Source organism: Clostridium porci, assembly GCF_009696375.1.
GTDB lineage: Bacteria > Bacillota > Clostridia > Lachnospirales > Lachnospiraceae > Enterocloster > Enterocloster porci.
This window is the reverse complement of record NZ_VUMD01000008.1, coordinates 118,006-137,088: the sequence shown is the minus strand read 5'-3', so window position 1 is coordinate 137,088 and position 19,083 is coordinate 118,006. Positions and strand designations below refer to the sequence as shown.

19 protein-coding genes are annotated in these 19,083 nt (G+C 37.5%); 2 read left to right on the top strand and 17 right to left on the bottom strand.

Annotated features, from left to right (window positions below; all coding sequences use genetic code 11):
* Nucleotides 1–228: 228 nt before the first annotated feature.
* From FYJ39_RS21685 to FYJ39_RS10780, 6 genes are all read right to left on the bottom strand, one after another.
* Nucleotides 229–579 carry a hypothetical protein gene (locus tag FYJ39_RS21685; RefSeq protein WP_456236685.1) on the bottom strand — a complete coding sequence of 117 codons (351 nt, stop codon included), beginning with the start codon at nt 577–579 and terminating at the stop codon, nt 229–231.
* Nucleotides 580–622: 43 nt separating this feature from the next.
* Entirely contained in the window at nt 623–895 is a 273-nt protein-coding gene (locus FYJ39_RS21680; RefSeq protein ID WP_456236684.1) for a hypothetical protein, read from the bottom strand.
* Between the two features lie 9 nt (nt 896–904).
* Nucleotides 905–1,231: a hypothetical protein gene (locus FYJ39_RS21675; RefSeq protein WP_456236683.1), complete on the bottom strand. Its 327-nt coding sequence runs from the start codon at nt 1,229–1,231 to the stop codon at nt 905–907.
* Between the two features lie 138 nt (nt 1,232–1,369).
* Entirely contained in the window at nt 1,370–1,636 is a 267-nt protein-coding gene (locus FYJ39_RS10785) for a hypothetical protein (protein WP_235919801.1), read from the bottom strand.
* A gap of 250 nt (nt 1,637–1,886) precedes the next feature.
* The gene (locus FYJ39_RS20490) at nt 1,887–2,036 is read right to left on the bottom strand and encodes a hypothetical protein (protein WP_195840416.1); all 150 of its coding nucleotides are present in this window, start codon (nt 2,034–2,036) and stop codon (nt 1,887–1,889) included.
* A complete protein-coding gene (locus tag FYJ39_RS10780) occupies nt 2,033–2,419 on the bottom strand; it encodes a hypothetical protein (protein WP_154472473.1) in 387 nt (128 codons plus the stop codon). Before FYJ39_RS10780 ends, FYJ39_RS20490 begins: the two co-directional genes overlap by 4 nt.
* 421 nt (nt 2,420–2,840) lie before the next feature.
* Between FYJ39_RS10780 and FYJ39_RS10775 the strand changes: the two genes are divergently transcribed.
* Nucleotides 2,841–4,148: a restriction endonuclease subunit S gene (locus tag FYJ39_RS10775; RefSeq protein ID WP_195840415.1), complete on the top strand. Its 1,308-nt coding sequence runs from the start codon at nt 2,841–2,843 to the stop codon at nt 4,146–4,148.
* Nucleotides 4,149–4,190: 42 nt separating this feature from the next.
* On the opposite strand, the gene FYJ39_RS10770 is transcribed toward FYJ39_RS10775, so the two are convergent.
* The gene (locus FYJ39_RS10770) at nt 4,191–5,000 is read right to left on the bottom strand and encodes a tyrosine-type recombinase/integrase (RefSeq protein ID WP_154472471.1); all 810 of its coding nucleotides are present in this window, start codon (nt 4,998–5,000) and stop codon (nt 4,191–4,193) included.
* A 61-nt stretch (nt 5,001–5,061) separates the two neighbouring features.
* On the opposite strand from FYJ39_RS10770, the gene FYJ39_RS10765 reads away from it, so the two are divergent.
* Nucleotides 5,062–5,670, top strand: a complete 609-nt coding sequence (locus tag FYJ39_RS10765) for a restriction endonuclease subunit S (RefSeq protein WP_328597542.1) — start codon at nt 5,062–5,064, stop codon at nt 5,668–5,670.
* Here FYJ39_RS10765 and FYJ39_RS10760 read toward each other — a convergent pair.
* The 10 genes from FYJ39_RS10760 to FYJ39_RS10715 form a co-directional block, all read right to left on the bottom strand.
* Nucleotides 5,663–7,234, bottom strand: coding sequence for a restriction endonuclease subunit S (locus FYJ39_RS10760; RefSeq protein ID WP_154472470.1), 1,572 nt, complete (start codon nt 7,232–7,234; stop codon nt 5,663–5,665). The two genes, FYJ39_RS10765 and FYJ39_RS10760, sit on opposite strands and share 8 nt — an antisense overlap.
* Nucleotides 7,234–8,664, bottom strand: a complete 1,431-nt coding sequence (locus FYJ39_RS10755) for a class I SAM-dependent DNA methyltransferase (protein ID WP_154472469.1) — start codon at nt 8,662–8,664, stop codon at nt 7,234–7,236. The genes FYJ39_RS10760 and FYJ39_RS10755 overlap by 1 nt, the downstream gene beginning before the upstream one ends.
* Nucleotides 8,661–11,939 (bottom strand): type I restriction-modification system endonuclease, encoded by a 3,279-nt coding sequence (gene hsdR, locus FYJ39_RS10750; RefSeq protein ID WP_154472468.1) that lies wholly within the window; start codon nt 11,937–11,939, stop codon nt 8,661–8,663. Before hsdR ends, FYJ39_RS10755 begins: the two co-directional genes overlap by 4 nt.
* A gap of 73 nt (nt 11,940–12,012) precedes the next feature.
* Nucleotides 12,013–12,669, bottom strand: coding sequence for a GIY-YIG nuclease family protein (locus tag FYJ39_RS10745; RefSeq protein WP_154472467.1), 657 nt, complete (start codon nt 12,667–12,669; stop codon nt 12,013–12,015).
* Nucleotides 12,670–12,703: 34 nt separating this feature from the next.
* Complete coding sequence (locus tag FYJ39_RS10740) at nt 12,704–15,016, bottom strand: TrlF family AAA-like ATPase (protein ID WP_154472466.1); 2,313 nt, start codon at nt 15,014–15,016, stop codon at nt 12,704–12,706.
* 111 nt (nt 15,017–15,127) lie between these two features.
* Nucleotides 15,128–15,493 carry a hypothetical protein gene (locus FYJ39_RS10735; protein ID WP_154472465.1) on the bottom strand — a complete coding sequence of 122 codons (366 nt, stop codon included), beginning with the start codon at nt 15,491–15,493 and terminating at the stop codon, nt 15,128–15,130.
* A gap of 110 nt (nt 15,494–15,603) precedes the next feature.
* The gene (locus FYJ39_RS10730; protein WP_154472464.1) at nt 15,604–16,497 is read right to left on the bottom strand and encodes a Fic family protein; all 894 of its coding nucleotides are present in this window, start codon (nt 16,495–16,497) and stop codon (nt 15,604–15,606) included.
* Between the two features lie 209 nt (nt 16,498–16,706).
* Nucleotides 16,707–17,357: an RloB domain-containing protein gene (locus FYJ39_RS10725; protein ID WP_154472463.1), complete on the bottom strand. Its 651-nt coding sequence runs from the start codon at nt 17,355–17,357 to the stop codon at nt 16,707–16,709.
* On the bottom strand, nt 17,350–18,489 hold the full coding sequence (locus FYJ39_RS10720) for an AAA family ATPase (RefSeq protein WP_235919800.1): 1,140 nt from the start codon (nt 18,487–18,489) through the stop codon (nt 17,350–17,352). The genes FYJ39_RS10725 and FYJ39_RS10720 overlap by 8 nt, the downstream gene beginning before the upstream one ends.
* A gap of 225 nt (nt 18,490–18,714) precedes the next feature.
* A complete protein-coding gene (locus FYJ39_RS10715) occupies nt 18,715–18,987 on the bottom strand; it encodes a TnpV protein (protein ID WP_268890671.1) in 273 nt (90 codons plus the stop codon).
* Nucleotides 18,988–19,083: the final 96 nt, after the last annotated feature.

Genomic DNA, 19,083 nt, shown 5'->3' with positions numbered 1-19,083 from the left:
AAATAACAGGTTTTTCCGTTGCCTGCCAACCTCCGACACCTACGTTCGGAAAACGTATCAGATTTTAGGTGTCAACCCACCGCTGATGCACAGCTTTCCTAATTACATTCTACACTAAAACCAGCAAAAATGCAATTACATTTTTATTCTATGCTGATACGCCGGAATATATACACTTTGGTTACTTTTCCTGCATGATTTACTCCGTCTTATCACCTGCCATCTTACCTAAAAATCAACCGTTGTCAACTGCATTTTTGCTTTTTCCATAGCGATTTTTTCATGGATGTTGGTGTTATGGAGATTATAAAGGTCTGTACCCTTTTCAATGGTATTATCAAAAGGAATCACTACATTTCCGCACTTCATAAGTCCCATATCACTCTGGGTATTGGTTACGAATCTAAGTTGTGCCTCTGACACACCAATAACCTCTGCCATTTTGGAACTGTCTGTGTTTGCCTGCTTTAAGAGAGCCACAAACTCAGAGTTTGCAAGCATTGTGGTTGCTGTGTAGTTCTGCAAACGATCGATCACATTCTGAGGAATACCTGTGCATAAACCTCCCTGCTTACGCACTTTCTTCCAGAGCTGCTGCAAATACTTCGCAGAATACTCTGAATTAAGCGTCAATATAGAGCCAAGTTGCAATTCCTCTCTTACCATTCTCAATAATACGGTTCCGGATACTCTCCATCATAACAAGCATTGTGATAGGACTAAGCTCCGTACCCAAGTCACGGATACCATAAACTGTAAAACGATTATCCACATCCACATTGGTCTGATGATTGAAGATATTTAACGAACCATTTACAAAAAGCTCTAAGGAAAGCACTATATCCTTTGCTTCCTCCTCCGGCTGGTTCATCAAAATATCATAAAAGTCTGGCATAACAGGCACCTATTTCTCCCTGCTTCTTGCAATCTCGATATAGAGCTTTCTTACGCATCGGTCAATAATGGACTTCTGACGAGAGTTAAGGCTCTCACCCATACACTGCTCACAAAGATCGAGCATAAACTCACCCTTTTCGCGGATCATTCCCTTACTGTCGTTTAAGTCAAGACTCCAGACATCCATATCAAGAGGGTTCACGTAGTTGTCCGTGTAGGTAAACATATTTACTACCGTTCCCCCATAGGTGTGTGCGATGTCAAAATACTCATTCATCGGATCGATAAGGATAATCTCATCTTCCTCACCGAGAAAGACCTGTCCCAATTCCATTTTACAGAAGTGCGACTTACCACTACCCGGTACACCAAACACAAACCCGTTACCGTTAATCAGCTTCTTACGGTTTTCGATATTGATATTTTTCGATACCTGATTGATACCATAAGATCTTGCAAGTTTGATACGATACTATTCATTATCAAATCTAAAAGCAACTTCCTTTTCCTTTGATAAGTAGTCGATAAAATCCTGCTTCTCAGCTCCAAATCTTGTAAGAGGCAACCCTACGGGTCGCTTACCACCTACTTTGTAACAAGAACCATTGAACTCTACCACATTATTGTAAAAAGCGGGTTCCGTTGTGATTTCCTTTACTCCGGTTGTGGATACCTGACTAACTGTTTTCATTCCCGGCCAGCCGTGATCCACACCTACAACTTCAATATGTCTATCCATCTTTCTTTTCCTCCTGTTCGATAACTCTTGGTTTCTTCTTAATCAGTCCTAATACCGCTTTCATACATTTTGCTTTTCTTCCTCCGTTATGACCGGTTGTTTCACATTTTCCTTAACACATTTCTTTGCTATGCATTGACGATTGTTACCATGAAAATATCCGCATCGCATACAACTTCTCAAATCTTTTTCCAGTTTTGTCGCTGCCGTCACAACAGTTCTCGGCTTCGGAGATTTTTGCACTCTTATGTTAATTCCCACAGATAACACCCGCCTCTCGCTCGGCGTAAAGCCTCTGTATTTCTTCTAACCTTCTATCTGCCATACCTGCCGCTTTAGCAAGCGCAAAGAATGTAATCCACACTAATACAACTCCGATACCGATAATTGCTTTTATCATCTGCCTTTCCCCCGTTTCTGCTCTGCTTTCTTTCGCTGTTCCTCCTCCATACGACTGACATATTCCTTAATATTAATCAAGTCGTCTAAGTCATAGATTTTGGAATTCATTGCTCTTTCCACATTTTCCGGGGTACACTCACCATACTCTGACAATGCAGCGATTACCTTTGCCTTGATTTCTTCCTGTATCAAATCCGGCATTGCCGCCATATAGTATGGTGACAGTTCTGTAATCTCTGTCTGAACCTCCTTTTCGTACTCATAGCTTCTTTCAAAGTCATTGATAAACTTTTCCTTTACCAAGATTACCCTTGACTTGTTTTCCTCGCTGGCTAATTCCACCAGCTCGTTCATGAACTGAATTAACTCTCGTTTTGTCATTGCTATCTGCTCTCTCCTTCCCAATAAAATAGGACCGGATACGCTGATAGATTTATCAGAGCTAATTCGGTCTTAAAAATTTCTTCTTTATAATTGCCTAATTCTTTTGTATAATCAAAAATAGGCAGGACCTAATCAGCAAATATCAAATTGCGTGGTTGTTCCACTATATTTACCAACTAGTCCTACCTTGCATTCTATGTGTAAAAACACCTCATCTTCTGAATACATTGGTTAGTAAGTATTCTGTTGTATCTTGCGCAAGAGTACACTATTTCGTGGTCAATGAAATAGGACTAGAACATCAAGAAACCCTTTATTTTACTAGCTTTCTTGTTGTTGCTCCCATTATAACTCGTGAACATATCTTGGATGATTCCTCTGGGATAGTTTGCATTATGAGAAGTTCGCTGACGGTAGCGTGAAATGTATTGAGGATGAAATCCCTTTTGAGTTGCCAGATGGGTGGGCATGGGCGAGAATTGGAACAATTTGTATCATAAATCCACGAAATAATATTGCTGATGATTTAGAAGTTTCTTTTATTCCTATGCCTATGATTTCTGAAGGATATGTTAATACTCACACCTATGAAGTTCGAACTTGGAATAATGTAAAAAGTGGATTTACTCATTTTGCAGAAAATGATATTGGTATTGCTAAAATTACGCCATGTTTTGAAAATAGAAAATCGGTTATTTTTAAAAAATTAGTAAATGGCTATGGTGCTGGAACAACTGAACTTCATATTTTAAGAACGCTTGATGGAACTATATCAAATGAATACCTGTTATGGATTGCTAAAATGGAATCATTTATTCAAGGAGGAGTTCAGACATTTTCTGGTGCAGTCGGTCAACAACGTGTCGGCAAAGATTTTTTTTCACAGTATTTGATTCCTATTCCACCGCATAATGAGCAAATTCGTATTGTTAATAAAATTAATTTGATATTTAATTTTGTCATTACAATGGAGAATGAAAAAAGTTCTCTCCACGAAACAATTAAGCAAGCCAAGTCCAAAATTCTCGACCTTGCCATTCGTGGACAGCTTGTGCCACAGAATTCGGATGATGAGCCTGCTTCTGTTCTGTTGGAACGTATCCGTGCAGAAAAAGAAGAACTCATCAAACAGGGTAAGATCAAGCGTGATAAGAAAGAATCCATCATCTTCAAAGGTGAGGATAACTCTTATTATGATGAGATTCCAGATGGATGGAGTGAAATTGCTTTAAAAGATGTTTGTGAAGTGAGAAATGGATATGCATTTAAAAGCTCTAATTTCTCACAAAATGGAACTCCAATTATTCGAATCTCCGATATACAAAATGAAACAATTTCTATAGAAGAGTGTGTTTATTGGAATCAAGAGGTTGATAAACGTTTTGTGATTGAAAAAGGCGATTTGCTTATTGCAATGTCTGGTGCTACAACCGGAAAGATGGGAGTATACAAAAGCGATCTCCCTGCATATTTAAATCAACGTGTTGGCAACGTTAGGATAAAAGACGATACAATTCTTTGTGTTGGATACAGAGATATCTATTTACGAGGAATGCAAGATTTCATCTTAAAAAATGCATATGGTGGAGCGCAACCTAATATAAGTTCGAAATTTATAGAGGATATACAAATTTTATTACCGCCATATAATGAACAATTGAGAATCGTTGAAAAAGTAAAAATTTTGTTTCAAATACTCAACACAATAGAAAAATCATTATTATAAAAATGCTACAGCCGCCCTCATGTTGCAAGGGCGGCTGTGCTTTTACCATGTTACAATTTTGTCTACAAGAGCCTGTTGTTCACTGGCGGTTCGGCGCAAATATATACGGGTGGTTTCAATGCTTTCATGCCCCATAAGATCGGCAAGCAAAGCAATATCATTATACTTTTCGAGAAAGTTCTTTGCATAGCGGTGACGGAATGAATGAGGATAAACCACTTTTTTATCAAGGCCATATTTATCAGCATAGTTCTTCAGCTGCTGTGAAATACCTCGGGTAGTGATGCGATCACCATAACGATTCAAAAACAAATAGCCGGAAGAACGTCCTGTTTCCTCCAGCCATGCAATAGTTTCTTCTCTCAATTTCTTAGGAATAAACAATCGACGAAGCTTTCCACCTTTCGTATATAAATCAAAATAGCCAAGTTCCACATGTTCGATTTTAATACGAATAAGCTCGCTCACACGTGCTCCAGTAGCAGCAAGATACCAAACTACAAAGTACCATTCCATATTCCCGTCCTTCTTTAACTGACGCTTCAGGAACTTGTAATCAGCGTTGCTGATTACATTTTCTAAGAAGCTTTTCTGCTGAATTTTTACAGCTTTGAGCCTGAGCTGTGGCTTTTCCAGATAATCCAGATACTTGTTCATAGCCTGTATTCTTAAATTGACAGTCTTAGGCTTGAAATGTTCCATCAGATAACCTTTGTATGCAAGCAGATTTTCCGATGATATCTGTTCATAGTTGGCAGTAAAATAATTTACTGTCCACAGGTAAGATTCGATGCTGTTTTCAGCGAGGTTATCCTTTTTCAGATATTCCTCAAATGTAATTTTTGTCTTCATAAAAGACACCTCCATAGTTTATTTGCGATAATTCGCTGAATAAATTATAGAGGTGCAATGTGTGAACTCCTCTTATTATGAGAAGTTCTTCGATGGTAAAAGTCGCTGTATCAATAATGAGATTCCATTTGATTTACCTGACGGATGGGAATATGAACGTTTAGGAAATATATGCACAGTCGCCAGAGGTGGGTCACCACGCCCTATAGAAGCTTTTTTAACCAATGATGATAATGGTTTGAATTGGATTAAAATAGGAGATACAGAACAAGGTGGCAAGTATATTTATTGCACTAAAGAAAAAATTCGTCCTGACGGATTAACAAAAACAAGATATGTAAAAAGTGGTGATTTCTTATTAACTAATTCTATGAGTTTTGGACGACCATATATTCTCAAAACGGAGGGTTGTATTCATGACGGTTGGCTTGTTATTGGTAATACAGAGGACGCATTTGAACAAGATTATCTTTATTATCTTCTTAGCTCGTCTACAATGTATAATTCATTAAGTTCGCTGGCGGTGGGGTCAACAGTCAAAAATCTTAAATTAGATAGTGTTAAATCACTTCTTGTTCCGATACCGCCATTAAAAGAGCAACAAGTAATTGCAAACCAAATTGAATTGTTATTTAATACAATTCTACCAATAGAAAAAAGCCTCAGTTGAGGCTTTTTTCTATTGATTCTATATGCTTGTTAAATATTTTGATTATGTTTATTATTTGTATCTGTTGCTCATACGGTGGAACAGGTATAAGTGTAGCGACTATTTTTTCTTTTGATATATTGGGCTGCGCTCCACCTTCTGCCATATTTATAAAGTTTTCTTTTTGTGATTGTAAATAGTAAAAAAGATATTCAGACAATACACCGTATAGATTGCAACAAGCACAGCAAGCCTGATTAGTGGTCGCTTCGCAAGTGGTTATGCCTACTTTGCCAATAGTAGCTCCATACATTGCGATAAGTACCGTACCAGCAGGGATCAATTTTACAGCAGTTTCATTAAGTGCTTTTTCTGTTATATATTCTGGAATATCAATAATATATCCGTTGTTCAAGTCACCTGTTTTTATCCATGGTATACTTCCACCGTAGTATTCATCATTTCTTCGACTTGGTGTAGAACCAGTTTGCCAATTCCCGATAGAATCAAGCCTGCACCACAACCATGAATTTGGTATTTCAAAAGAAATTTCTGTATCAATACACTTGATTGTTTTTCCTATCTTCTCATAATAAGAGTTATCCTCACCTTTGAAGATGACAGATTCCTTCTTATCACGCTTTATTTTGCCTTGTTTGATGAGTTCTTCTTTCTCTGCACGGATACGTTCCAACAGAACAGAAGCAGGCTCATCATCCGAATTCTGTGGTACAAGTTGACCACGAATGGCAAGGTCGAGAATTTTGGATTTTGTTTGCAGAACCAAATCTGCTATATGCTCTTTTTCTTCTTGAATCATCGAAATTCTTGGAATAAATTCAACAATACTGGATGAGATACGCTTCTGTTCGACAAGAGACGGAATAGGCACTAAAAAATTTCCTAATTTTTGTGCGTTAATATTCGATTGATTTACACCATCTGTTTTTACTGAATTGCAGTAAGCCTTTGCATAACTGCTATTCATTACTACATTCAAGTATTCTGAATCAATAAATGCTCTCACCCTTATGAGATAACCCGCATAAATTGCAGGCATATTTCCACGATATATAGCAGTTTTGCCTACCCATTCCGCACTGTTTGTTCTATTAAAAAGTAAATCATTTTTTACAAGGGTATATTTTTTAATATCGTCAATATCTGAGGAATACACAAGATCTGAATAGTCAATTTCACCGGATTGAATATTTCCCATGCGCAATACTGCAACAAGACCTGTTTGCATTGATTTTTTTACAGTTCCATACGGTAAATCTTCTGTGATAGAAAATATTCTCGCCCATGCCCACCCATCTGGCAACTCAAAAGGGATTTCATCCTCAATACATTTCACGCTACCGTCAGCGAACTTCTCATAATGCAAACTATCCTCACCAACAAAGATAACAGAATCGTTCTTAATATCCTTTGCTTTGAGTTTCCCTTCTTTGACCATTTGCTTCTTCTGCTCACGGATTCTTTCCAGAAGAACCGATGCCGGTTCGTCATTAGGATCCTGTGGCACAAGTTTACCACGGATAGCAAGGTCAAGAATCTTTTGTCTTAATGCCTTGGTATCCATTATTCTTCCACCTCTCCTATTAACTGTTCCAGTTCTGCAACTGTTTTTGCAATATTGCTAGATTTTTCTTTAATCATATCGAGCAATTCAGCAAGAGTATAATCATCAGTTCCGGAATCTGATTTCATCCATGTGATATCCAAGCTTGCCTTATCACGAGCCAGAATATCTTCAATAGTGAATTTACGCCATCTGCCGTTTGGATTTTCTTCGCTGTATGTTTCTTTACGTTTACTCAGATCACCATCAGCATAACATTCCACAAAATCATCGAAATGTTCTGATTTCAGAGGATTTGTCTTGCCGAAAGATGGCATATCATTTCTCAAGTCATAAATCCAAACCTCTTTGGTGTTATGCTTGTCTGTTTTACCACGTGTAAAGAACAGTACGTTAGTTTTAACACCCTGAGCGTAGAAAATCCCAGTAGGAAGACGTAAGATTGTATGCAAGTTACATTTATCCATCAAGTCGAGACGGATTCGTTCACCATCGCCATCAGCAAAAAGAACATTATCCGGGAGAACTACTGCAGCACGTGCTTTGCCGTTAGTTTTCAAACTACGGTAAATATGCTGAAGGAAGTTCAGCTGCTTGTTGCTTGTAGGGAATGTAAAGTCATCACGTGTTGCACGCTCACCACCTTTTTTAGTACCAAACGGGGGATTGGTTAATACAACATCATAATCTTTCATGCTCATACCTGAACTGGACAGAGTATCGCCTAAAGTGATTTTACCATCAATATCATGCAGCATGGCGTTCATCAGTGCCAGACGGTGTGTATCATGCACCAACTCACAACCGGTGAATGCTTCTTCTCTTTCAAATTTAGCGGTATCTGCATCCAAATCGAAGAAATCATCAGTTTGTGAACGCACATACTGGCTGGCAGAAATCATGAAACCAAATGTACCGCAGGCAGGGTCATTACAGCGTTCACCCGGCTGTGGTTTCACCAGTTTTGTCATTACATCAATCAGTACACGAGGGGTGAAATACTGGCCTGCGCCGGATTTTTTTTCGTTAGCGTTCTTTTCCAAGAGACCTTCATAAAGATTACCAAGACCTTCTTCTCTTGCAGAAAACCAGTCCAGACCATCAATAGTTGTAATGATTTTCTCAAGGTTTTTCGGTTCATCAATATTTGTTGCCGCCCCCTGATAAATTTCACGCACACGACCGGTGCAGTTTTCACCAAGATGAGAAAGCAGTTCTTTATAGAACTTTTTCAGTTCAATACCGCTTTTGGATGTAAGATTATCCCAACGATAGGTTTCTGGAATCTGGGATTCCGCACCGGTTTCTTTCGCCATTTTCAGGAATAAAATATAGGTTAATTCGGTTACGTACTGATGATATGTGATACCGTCATCTCTGAGCACATTACAGAGATTCCACAGCTTTGAAACAATTTCTTGTGTTGTCATGCAACTCTACCTCCGTCATCATAAAGATATTCGTTTAATTCAAGAACGATATTTTCCAGCTTATTCTGGAACACTTTGTTGATTTTCGCAAATCCACCGAAGCTCTTGAAACGACTATCTTCATCAAATACTTGGACATTCAATACGGATTCTTCCATCAAATATTTTTCCATACGTCCAATCCAACTCATCTCCTGTTTTGAGAAGTTATGAGCTTTTTTCAATTTATCTACTGCTCTGCGTATTCTTGCTTCATGGCTAATCAACGCAGAACCAATAGCATATCTACGAATAAGGCTAATAATATCAGCAGCAATTTCCTCATTGGTAAGCTCTGATATTGCCGTATTCAGCTGTTGTGTTGTAAAGCCCTCTCTGTCAAGAGTTAATCTTAATGTTTTCAGCGCATCCCTTGTCAGATCTTTCGGTCTGGTACAAACGATGCTCAATGCAGCAATTTCATTCATATGTGTTTTAACATATTCAGAAAAAGCATCAAGATAATCTTCAGGCTTTTCAGAATTACCATAACCTCTTGTATGGCCAGTTAATTCATCTTCTTCCTCGGAAATAACCACCGGATTACCGCCATTAGCTTTTGTCTGCTGAATATATGCAAACATTTCTCTATATGCAAGCAGACGTTTTTTTGCATCTTCTGGATTTCGTCTTTCAATATCAATAATAAACTGAGTCGGATCCATTCCATCAGTCATGCTGATAAACTGCTCCATAGTCTTTTCACTCATACGGCGCTTTTTACGCTGGAGCTTTGCAATAATCTGGTTGATCTGAGCCTGCACAACATCTTTATCTTCCACTTCTTCCAAGCCATCCAGCAGCTGTGTAAATGTAGTTGTAGGATTTGTAACAACAGGCTTCATAGTATTTACCGGTTCCAAAGAATCATAAACACCGACAGGGTCGTAAATCTCGAAATGTGTTTTATGAATCTTCTGACACAATCTTGTAGCACGTCCCAACATTTGTTCAAAAAGGATACGGGATTTTACTCTACGCATAAATACCAATGTCGTGATTTCCGGAACATCAATACCGGTTGTCAGCAAATCAACGGTAACAGCAATACTTGGAAAACGCTCATTTTTAAAGCGCTTGATTGCTTCTGCTACCTTCTTAGGATTACCACCGCCAACGCTGCCAGTTATCTTCATAATAGCATCATTATCAACACCAGTTTCTGAATATATTTCTTTCAAAATAGAAACAATCATATCTGCGTGCTGATCGTCAACCGCATAAATAAGAGTTTTTCCCTGCTCTTCTGGATTTTCCGGATCAATATCTCTTGCTATTTCAGCCAGTACAGTTCTATTAAAATTTTCAGTAATAACTTGCTTGTTGAAGTTTTCGATATCGAAATCCAGTTCATCTTCCAATAATTCACTGTTGGTTATTTCTCCAGTATTAGGGTCATAGATTGTTACTGTCTGACCTTTTTTAATATGAATACCACCTGTGCTGAGTTTTGTTTCCAGATGATGCGGTGCATCGTGGTCTACCAGATACCCTTCTATAACAGCTTCTCTGTAAGTATATTTGAATACTGGTTGTCCGAAAATTTCTGTTGTATGTAATGCTGGTGTCGCAGTAAGTGCGATTTTTACAGCATCAAAATATTCTACTACTGTACGGTATTTACTCTGATAATCTCGCTGGTCACGATACAGAACTTCTACATCACCCATTTCTTTATCTAAAATATAACCACGATGGGCCTCGTCGATAATAATCAAGTCAAAATCTGTTACCGCCGGCATTACATCACTTTCATTATAAAGAATACGTTTTACCATGCTCTGAACAGTAGCAACCTGAATACGAGTTTCTTTATCTACTGTTCTCTCGTCTAATCCCTTAATATTATAGATTTCATCAAGGGTCATCAGTTCTTCAAGTTTTACTTCTTTAAAAACATCTGAAGCCTGATCTCCCAGAGAAGTTCTATCAACAAGGAATAAAATACGTTTGAAACGATTTGTCTTTAAAAAGCGGTAAATCATGCCAAGAACAGTACGAGTTTTACCTGTACCTGTTGCCATAGCAATCAGAACTTCTCTCTGACCATCAATAACTGCTTTTTCGGCTGCTTTGATTGCTTTCACCTGATATTCACGCAGATTCAGACCGTCTTTATCTGTTAATAAGTCATACGGCATTGCCTTCAACGAATCATTGCCCGCCTGAATATCCATTTCCAGACGTTCCATAATACCATCCGGGCTAATCCAACCGTGTAATGCAGTAGGAACGTTAGATGGCTCTCTTAAATCCAGAAACCAAATGCCGGATTTTGTTTTGAACTGCTCCAAATAAGGTCTTCCATTTGTTGCAAAAGTAAACGGAACCTTAAATTCTCCCCAAGTGCCAATCTGATATTCAACATCTTCTTTACGGATATTTCTTGGATAATCTTTACCCTGATAATCAATTACAGATGGAATATCCTTATGTACAGCTTTCGCCTCAATAATACCAACAAGTTTTGTCCCTACAAACAGTGCATAATCTGCATAGCCTTTTTTGCTAACAGTAGAATCTGTTGGCCATTCAGCGATCGCCATGTTATGACCTTTCGTTGGTCTTGCGCCTTTTGCATAACGGATTTCCTGTGTATTGGCTTCCCAGCCCACCTGACGCAGCTGTTCATCAATCATATAGCGAGTTTCAACCTCAGACTTCTGACGCTGACTTGCCATTTTATTAGCCTGTTTCAGACGAACTTTCTTATCTACCTGCTCAGCCTGTTCAGCACAGGCAATAGCTGCTTTTGTAAGTTCTTCTTCTTTTTCTTCTTCCTGGACTTTGCTCAAAACGATAATCTTCTCTGTTTTCTGTTCTTCCTTTACAGGCATAACAAAATCTTGATGCTGGTAATTCCAGTCACCATAAGTCTGCATAAACCATTCAGACAAGCTGTGTGCCATCTGTAAGAAAACCGGACAGTCTGAGCTTTCAGCATAATTTTCGTGAACAGCCTTATTTCTCACTTTACGAAGCGCATGCAAAATATCAGTCAAATCTCTTGTCAAAAGACCTTCAGACGATAACACATTGATACGGTTCACTGCAGAATTATCATAAGGCACAGGAATCTTATCATATGTAAACATTAAATTTACGATTGTTTCGCCAATCATACCCAGCTTCATCAAGCATGAGTTCGGATCTGTATAACAATACTGTTCCGCCAAATCACCAAAATTAGCAAGAACCGGAAATTCTGTTTCTAAAAATTTGAAATTGGAAGCCATTTACTTAGTCCTCCTCCCGTTTATCTTATGTTCTGATAATAAAATATTATCGGAACATCATTTGTAAAAAAATTTAAAATCCTATTCGTGCTCTAATATCATTTAGCCACTCGCCTTTATATTTAAAGAACCTCGGGCCAGCTATGGAATACTTCTTTCCAGATATAAGTTTTGCAGCAGCTGTCAACGACATTTCCTTTCCTTGATATTCAACTTTTCTATCACCAACAACCTTACACTTAATATTTGGATCATCATAGTATTCGATTTCTTCTCCAACAGGAATCTGACATTTAGTAAAAGAAAAATTCTCCGCTTTTTCATGGCTTTCTGTGTCAATTTCCTGTGCCAACTGTTCCTCCTGTGCTTCTACATCACTTGGGGCAACCAGTTTCAGATTTTCTTTGCAATCGTGGATTTCTGCCATTGCTTCCAAAATTGCATAGGCTTCTTCCGGCTTCATTGCATAGAACTCACGAATTCTTTTCTGTCCATTAAAATCATCAATAGATCGCAAGTCCGGATTCAACTTATCAATAATCGCATGAAGCTTCAAATCTGACAATCTTGAGTTCACTTCGTATGTAGCATATACTCGGAATGCGAACGGAATACATTCGCTGCGATTTAATTGCTTCAATCGTTTGTCTATATCATCTGCATATCCTATTTTCACATAATCTGGGAAAGAAGGATTTGTGAGAATGTATATTACACCTTTATTACTCATATTCTTTTCTCCTACTCGTTTCGTATACTACAGTTTACATACGATATTTATGCATTCTCAAATCAAATGCCGTTTTACCACCTTCGAGAATGTCACAAATATGTTGTTGTATACCTCGTGATCCTAAAACATATTTCTCTTCACCTATAATTGGCAAATCATTTTCAATTGAACCACTTCTGTATTCAAATCGATATGCTTTATTCAGAGCATTTTTTCCTGTTTGATTTGCAACTATTATTTCTTCTGCGTCTCCTCCTAATACAACATTTGCATTATGAGTAACAATAATAATCTGACGTACAGCCTTCTTTTTTCTGATAAAAGGAATTAGTTCATCAAATATAGATCTATTATCCAAATCATCTTCTGGTTGATCAATTAATATTGGACATTCACTTTCGGCTAAATTAATCAACATTTTAAGAAGCACTAATGCCTTTTTTCCTGGCGACATTTCTTCGATTCCGTCATTATCCATTTTAACCTGATATGCTGTATTAAACCAATCGTCCAGCAAATTTCTTAGAGCACTTTCTGTAGTACGACCTTTTGTGAGCTTTATTTTTTCTTCTACAGTAAATGCAATTAAAGCTTTTAGTTTATCAACAGTTATCATTTCTATCAGAATTCTATCATCAATATCAAATAGGTCTCTATGAGCTTTTAACTGTCTTCTGTCAAAAAGCTCACCTAATTTTTTTGAAAAAGCTTCTCCTCTAAATTGTGTCAAAGCAGAGAATTCAAGTCCATCTGTTGATATATCTTTATTTCTATTAACAACTTCCGCATATTTTTGATGTATAGCCATAAATGATGTAAATGCTTCTGATGTTTCCATTACAAGAGACTCATAGAATGATTTTAATTCTTTTAAACGTTTTGTTTTTTCATTAAAATCAAATAGCTTTTTCTCCTCCTTCAAAATTGCTTCCGTCAATTCTTTAATTGCACTATTCTCTGCAATTTTAGGTTCTATTAATTTAATAATTCCTTCACTGATATTTTTTTCATCAAGTAATTGCATTTTTTGAAATTCAAGTTCTTTATGTATTTTCTCTTTATGAACGTTCCACTCTTTTATTGCAACTGCTTTAATATTTTCAGCGGTATCAATAAACATTTTCTTTGTTTCATCTGAAATATCTCTTGGAACAGAAATGATTTCCACAACCGAATCTGTAGCCAAAATAAACTCTATATCCGCTTCTAATTTTTTCAACTTTGCATTAATCTGAGTTAAGGTACTTTGAGCTTTATCGAATTTTTGTATATCATCTTCCGTCAATGATGTTCCCGCAGATAAACCATCTTTTTGTTTCTTTAATTTTTCAATTTCCTTTATAATCCCATCATATGTACCAATATTTGTTATTTCTTCCTGCACTTTTTTGCAATCCGAATATGCTCGAAGCAACACAAATATTTTCCCATCAAGAGTCACTTTATATTCTGACAATTCCTTTTCCATCATGTGATATGATTTCTGCATTTCAGGGTTTACCATAAGAATATCATGGATAATTTCGTCAATTTCCGTTAATTCTTCATGCTCATCACTCAAGCGATTAAGATACGTTTGTGGAATAAATACGATTTTGTGTTTTGAGTCTGGCTTTGATGTAGATACAACAGAACCATCTGCCCAATATACTTTCATTTCTGATATCAGTTTTCCATTTGCTTTGGTTTTTTCTGTTTTATCATCAACTTGAGTTTTATCAATAGTCCTTGCAATATTATTTAACAACAAAGATTTTCCTGTTGATTTACCCCCAATAATACAAGTTAGTTTATCACTGAACACAATTGCTTCTTTAGCAAAGTCCTCGTCTTCTATTTCAACATGTTCAATCACCTGATAATCAGCCTTTACCTCCGGCTTCGTCTGAGAAATACGAACACGCTGCTCTGGTTCATATAGCAACTGACACAATCCATTAAATGTAGGATCTGCCTTAATCCAGCAATATTTATTCTGACTCGGCTCAAATATATTATCATTTGTATGCGCATCAGATCCATGGATACATGGTTTTAAGGAACGATATTTTTTTATAACAGTAGCTTCATCATCTACCTTTTTGCCTAAAAAATAGTCTCGATCAGCTTGCTTTGACGAAAAAATCATATCCGCTAATCGGTACAACTGAGTTCGAGTCGCATCCAGCTGGGATCCACTGTCTGTCAAAAATTCGGAATGCGTTTTTAGCCCACTCACTCCATCATTATCACTATTTGAAATAGCAATAATAGTATCTTTTCTTAATTGTGGATCCGATTCGAACACCTCTACTAATGTACTTGACGACAAAACATATTGTTCTATTCCTTTTTTATATGCCACGTCCTCCGCCAAATTAGGATTTTCTGAATATTCTCGTCCAAGAGCAATCAACTCACTGCTTGTAGCTCCCCAATCCCTATCATTGTATCTGAATTTTAAACGTGAAAAAAATCAACTTTCCAATTGATCGGCTATACAAGGATTAAACAAGCAATGAATATTAATCGGTGAATTCTTTGCAATCGGTGCAATCCTCATTTCCACATTAGGAATTACCATTTTTACACTTTTAGGTAACCTGTCATCTTTTATTACTTTTTTATAATTTTTAATGGACATATAATCCGTTATTCCGAGCACCGCAATATTCTTCAACGGATCTGTTCCATCTCCAATATAATCATTTATATCTTTATAGTATTTATCCCACTTTTTTTCTACTGTCTCACCTTGATATTGATCATTCTTTTGTGTTTCAGGTGTATGGATATGCAGATCCCATCTTCTCCATTCAGAACCTCTATTGTAATGTTCCATAAAACTATTCTCCTTTTTTAGCGCAAACATTCCCTAAAACTATGGCGAACATCACTAATAACCAATGAATTTTCACACTTATTGCAAATATTACAACAACTAACTGTTTATTAACGATATTCAATCCTAAAATAATCCAGATATGCTTTATATTTATCCTGTGCCGTCAGGCAAGTATCTGTCAGATAGCCTTTTTCATTGTTCCATTCTTTCAATCCACGATAATAGAACATTTTCAGATTATCTTCGATGATGAACGGAACAATATTATATTTCAGGCACTCCTTAAACATAATCAGTCTGCCTACACGACCATTACCATCTTGAAATGGATGGATTCGTTCAAACTTTACATGGAAATCCAGAATATCTTCAAAAGTATTTTTTTCTTTTCCGTTGTATTTTGTCAGCAGCGCTTTCATTTTATCGGCAACTTCTTCCGGAAGTGCAGTATCCATACCACCGACTTCGTTTGGTACCTTTTTATAATCGCCTACAGCAAACCAATCTTTTCTGGAATCACTGGTTCCATTCTTTAGGATCAGATGCAGTTCTTTGATAAACTTCTCTGTCAAAGCTGCCTTTGCATTATCAATAATCATATCAATACAGCGAAAGTGATTTGCTGTTTCAATCACATCGTCCACATTCAGCACTTCTTTTTCTACGCCGATGGTGTTGGTTTCAAAAATATATCTGGTCTGATCGTGGGTCAGACGGCTACCTTCGATATGATTGGAGTTGTATGTTAAATCAATCTGTGTCTTATGGTAAATGCCGCCGGAATACTTGCTCGCTTTCTGCTCCTGCAGAATATCCAGCAATGTAATTGGCTGTTCTTTTTTCTTGTTGGAACGTTCTGGTTTTTCTGCATTTTCAGGAACGTTCCAAGTCTTACCGGTAAGAAATGCACCGTTCACACGTCCCTGAGCACAGTAATTTCTTACGCTGCGCTCCGACACATCCCATTTTTTCGCTATTTCAGTAACTGAAAGGTATCGCATCTGCTCTTCTCCGTTATAAATCAAATCAAAATTTACATTTTACTATGATATAGTATATCACATCATCGGCAATATATCAAACTTTTATCCCATTGTTTCTTTTGTTTTTGCCGTTTCCGGTATTTTTAATTTTCTCTCCAAATATCCGCAGCCCAAATAAAAAGCTTCTGACTGGCAGTAAACACTATCAATCAGAAGCTTATCATCTTTTACCAGTCTATCACATTGAAAAATTCTTCCATGTTGCTGCCCTTACGGTCAAGCAGTTCCCATTTTACATCTGTTCGACTGATAGCAATTTCAAAATTCTTTTTCTTCACAGAATATGTATTCTTTACGAACATATCTTTGCCCTGAATCTTCTGAATCAGGACCTGATAAGAACGTTCGCCATTATTCAGGCACTCATACACTTCCGTGTTCTTTTTAAACTGTTCCAAAGACTGGAATCCAAGAACCGTCTGCAGGAACCTTGTCACTTCCTGTCCCTTGTACTCTGGCACATGCAGACAAGCTACATACTCAAAATCCGGATTGTTCACAATCAGGAAATGAGGAATCGTTCCCTTCTTATTCTGTAGTCTGCAATACTCAGCCAACTGCAGAAAACTGTCCTTTTCACCCTGATGCTTCATCAGACGATCGGCATCCACGATGATGAATTTTGCCAAACAATTTGTCTGTGATTCTGTCTTTATTTTCTTTAAGAAGTTAGTATAACCGCCACCGTGCATATTGATTGGCTTCAATGCAATCTGCACATCCTGGTGCTTTCTCATTTTATCAATATAGTTGTATTCTGTATCGCCTTCACAGAAAACAACAAATCGTTTTTGTAATTTACGTTCCGGTCTACTCAAATGCTGTACCTCCCAGAATGCCTTTCATATAAAACTCATAAATCTTAGTCGTTTCATAACGAACTTCCGGAAAATCAGACAAAGAATACATTTCCGAAGTCAGCTGCTCTCTGTTCTTTGTAACGAAATAAATCTGCTCTTTCATGTAGGTCTTCAAATCCAGATGCAGCACATTGTGGGTAGAGAAAATAAACTGGCCATTATGCTCTGCTCCGTTCACAAATGCGATCACTCGGTCAGAAAGAATCGGATTCAGCACTCGATCCATTTCATCTGCAAACACAATCTTATTCTCATATACCACACGGAAAATGTGTACCGCCCATGCAAAGAACTCACGAACACCGGTAGAATCCATCTGCAGTTCTCTTCTGAAAAGATTGCCATTCTCATCCTTACGGATAATGATTGTCTTGCTATATGGCTTTTCCTTATCAAGCTCGATACCGCAGATACTGTAGTCTACCATACGGAATATTTCCAAGTATCTTTCATCTTCCAGAATACGCATATCGGCATCCTGCTTGATTACATCTTCTGACTGTTCAGCAACCAAAGCCTCTGGATACAACATGTTTGTTACCCAGTTGACTACAGACATTGCATCTTCATTACCAAGCAACGCATATCTGGAAACAATAAGACCGATATTCATTCCCGCCTTTGTACCATCTCCAAGCAAAAACTTGTTCATGCTTGCAGATAAGCCATTGATGTTTTGAGCTATCGTTCTCCATGCTCCGTCTTCTGTTCTTCTGATTTCAAAGATTGTATCCGGAGTTCCTTTTCTCTTTTTCAAAACCTGCAACTTTTCAAGAAGAATACTATATTCGTTGATATGAAGCTCATAAATATAGACCTTCCCATTCTCTGCTCTAAAACACAGTTCAAACTTCTGAACAGGATTCTTTTCCTCATTCAGACTTGCCGCATTGACATACGGACGAACAGACTTCACCTGACTGTTGGTTACAAACAAAGACTTCAAATATTTTAAGCTATTGATAAAGTTAGATTTACCACCGGCATTCTCACCAACGATCACTGCAGATTTCAGCAGATCAAATCCTTCTGCAGTTTCCACGTAGTTGTCCGGAAAACGCTTTTTCACCTTTCCGGTTGGTGCGCTCATGGAAAACTCACTTTCACAATTAAATGAACAAAAATTATTAAAACGATAATATATCAGCATACAGCACCTCGCAATTTGCTTATTCACTTATATTATATCTCAAAAATATCGTTTGTAAACCACATTTTTGTTTTAGTCGCAAGTTTTTATTCGTTTTATAGACATTTTTATTAACCAAAGTCTGATTTTCCATATTTACTACACAGAGCCGGCTCTGAAAATGATTTATTCGCTATAAATTACTTCTCTAACCACAACTTCCTCCGCCATTGCTTTCAGCATATTTATATGCCTTACCCAAGCCATAGCATCCGTTTCCTTATCCGGTGCCGGATTCTTTTCAAGCAGTCCATTCATAATGACTTCCACTCTTTTCTCCGCAATCTCCTGTACTTCACACAGATGAGGAAACAGCTGCTCCGTCAGTACCAAGTCATCAAAAAGTATTGGATTATGTTCCTTCAGGAATGCTCTGCGCATTCGTCCGTATTTTCCCAGCTACTTTTCTTCAACAGGCTGTAACTTGATTAACGGAATCAAATAGTCTCCTGCCCCTGCAAATGCAGGCTCATTGTACTTTAAAACTTCATAATT

Bases quoted from the DNA above. Each gene is read 5' to 3' on its own strand.
- FYJ39_RS21680 (WP_456236684.1), bottom strand. From the start codon at position 895: ATGCCAGACTTTTATGATATTTTGATGAACCAGCCGGAGGAGGAAGCA.
- FYJ39_RS21675 (WP_456236683.1), bottom strand. From the start codon at position 1,231: ATGGAATTGGGACAGGTCTTTCTCGGTGAGGAAGATGAGATTATCCTT.
- FYJ39_RS10785 (WP_235919801.1), bottom strand. From the start codon at position 1,636: ATGGATAGACATATTGAAGTTGTAGGTGTGGATCACGGCTGGCCGGGA.
- FYJ39_RS20490 (WP_195840416.1), bottom strand. From the start codon at position 2,036: ATGATAAAAGCAATTATCGGTATCGGAGTTGTATTAGTGTGGATTACA.
- FYJ39_RS10780 (WP_154472473.1), bottom strand. From the start codon at position 2,419: ATGACAAAACGAGAGTTAATTCAGTTCATGAACGAGCTGGTGGAATTA.
- FYJ39_RS10770 (WP_154472471.1), bottom strand. From the start codon at position 5,000: ATGAAGACAAAAATTACATTTGAGGAATATCTGAAAAAGGATAACCTC.
- FYJ39_RS10760 (WP_154472470.1), bottom strand. From the start codon at position 7,234: ATGGATACCAAGGCATTAAGACAAAAGATTCTTGACCTTGCTATCCGT.
- FYJ39_RS10755 (WP_154472469.1), bottom strand. From the start codon at position 8,664: ATGACAACACAAGAAATTGTTTCAAAGCTGTGGAATCTCTGTAATGTG.
- hsdR (WP_154472468.1), bottom strand. From the start codon at position 11,939: ATGGCTTCCAATTTCAAATTTTTAGAAACAGAATTTCCGGTTCTTGCT.
- FYJ39_RS10745 (WP_154472467.1), bottom strand. From the start codon at position 12,669: ATGAGTAATAAAGGTGTAATATACATTCTCACAAATCCTTCTTTCCCA.
- FYJ39_RS10735 (WP_154472465.1), bottom strand. From the start codon at position 15,493: ATGGAACATTACAATAGAGGTTCTGAATGGAGAAGATGGGATCTGCAT.
- FYJ39_RS10730 (WP_154472464.1), bottom strand. From the start codon at position 16,497: ATGCGATACCTTTCAGTTACTGAAATAGCGAAAAAATGGGATGTGTCG.
- FYJ39_RS10720 (WP_235919800.1), bottom strand. From the start codon at position 18,489: ATGAGCGCACCAACCGGAAAGGTGAAAAAGCGTTTTCCGGACAACTAC.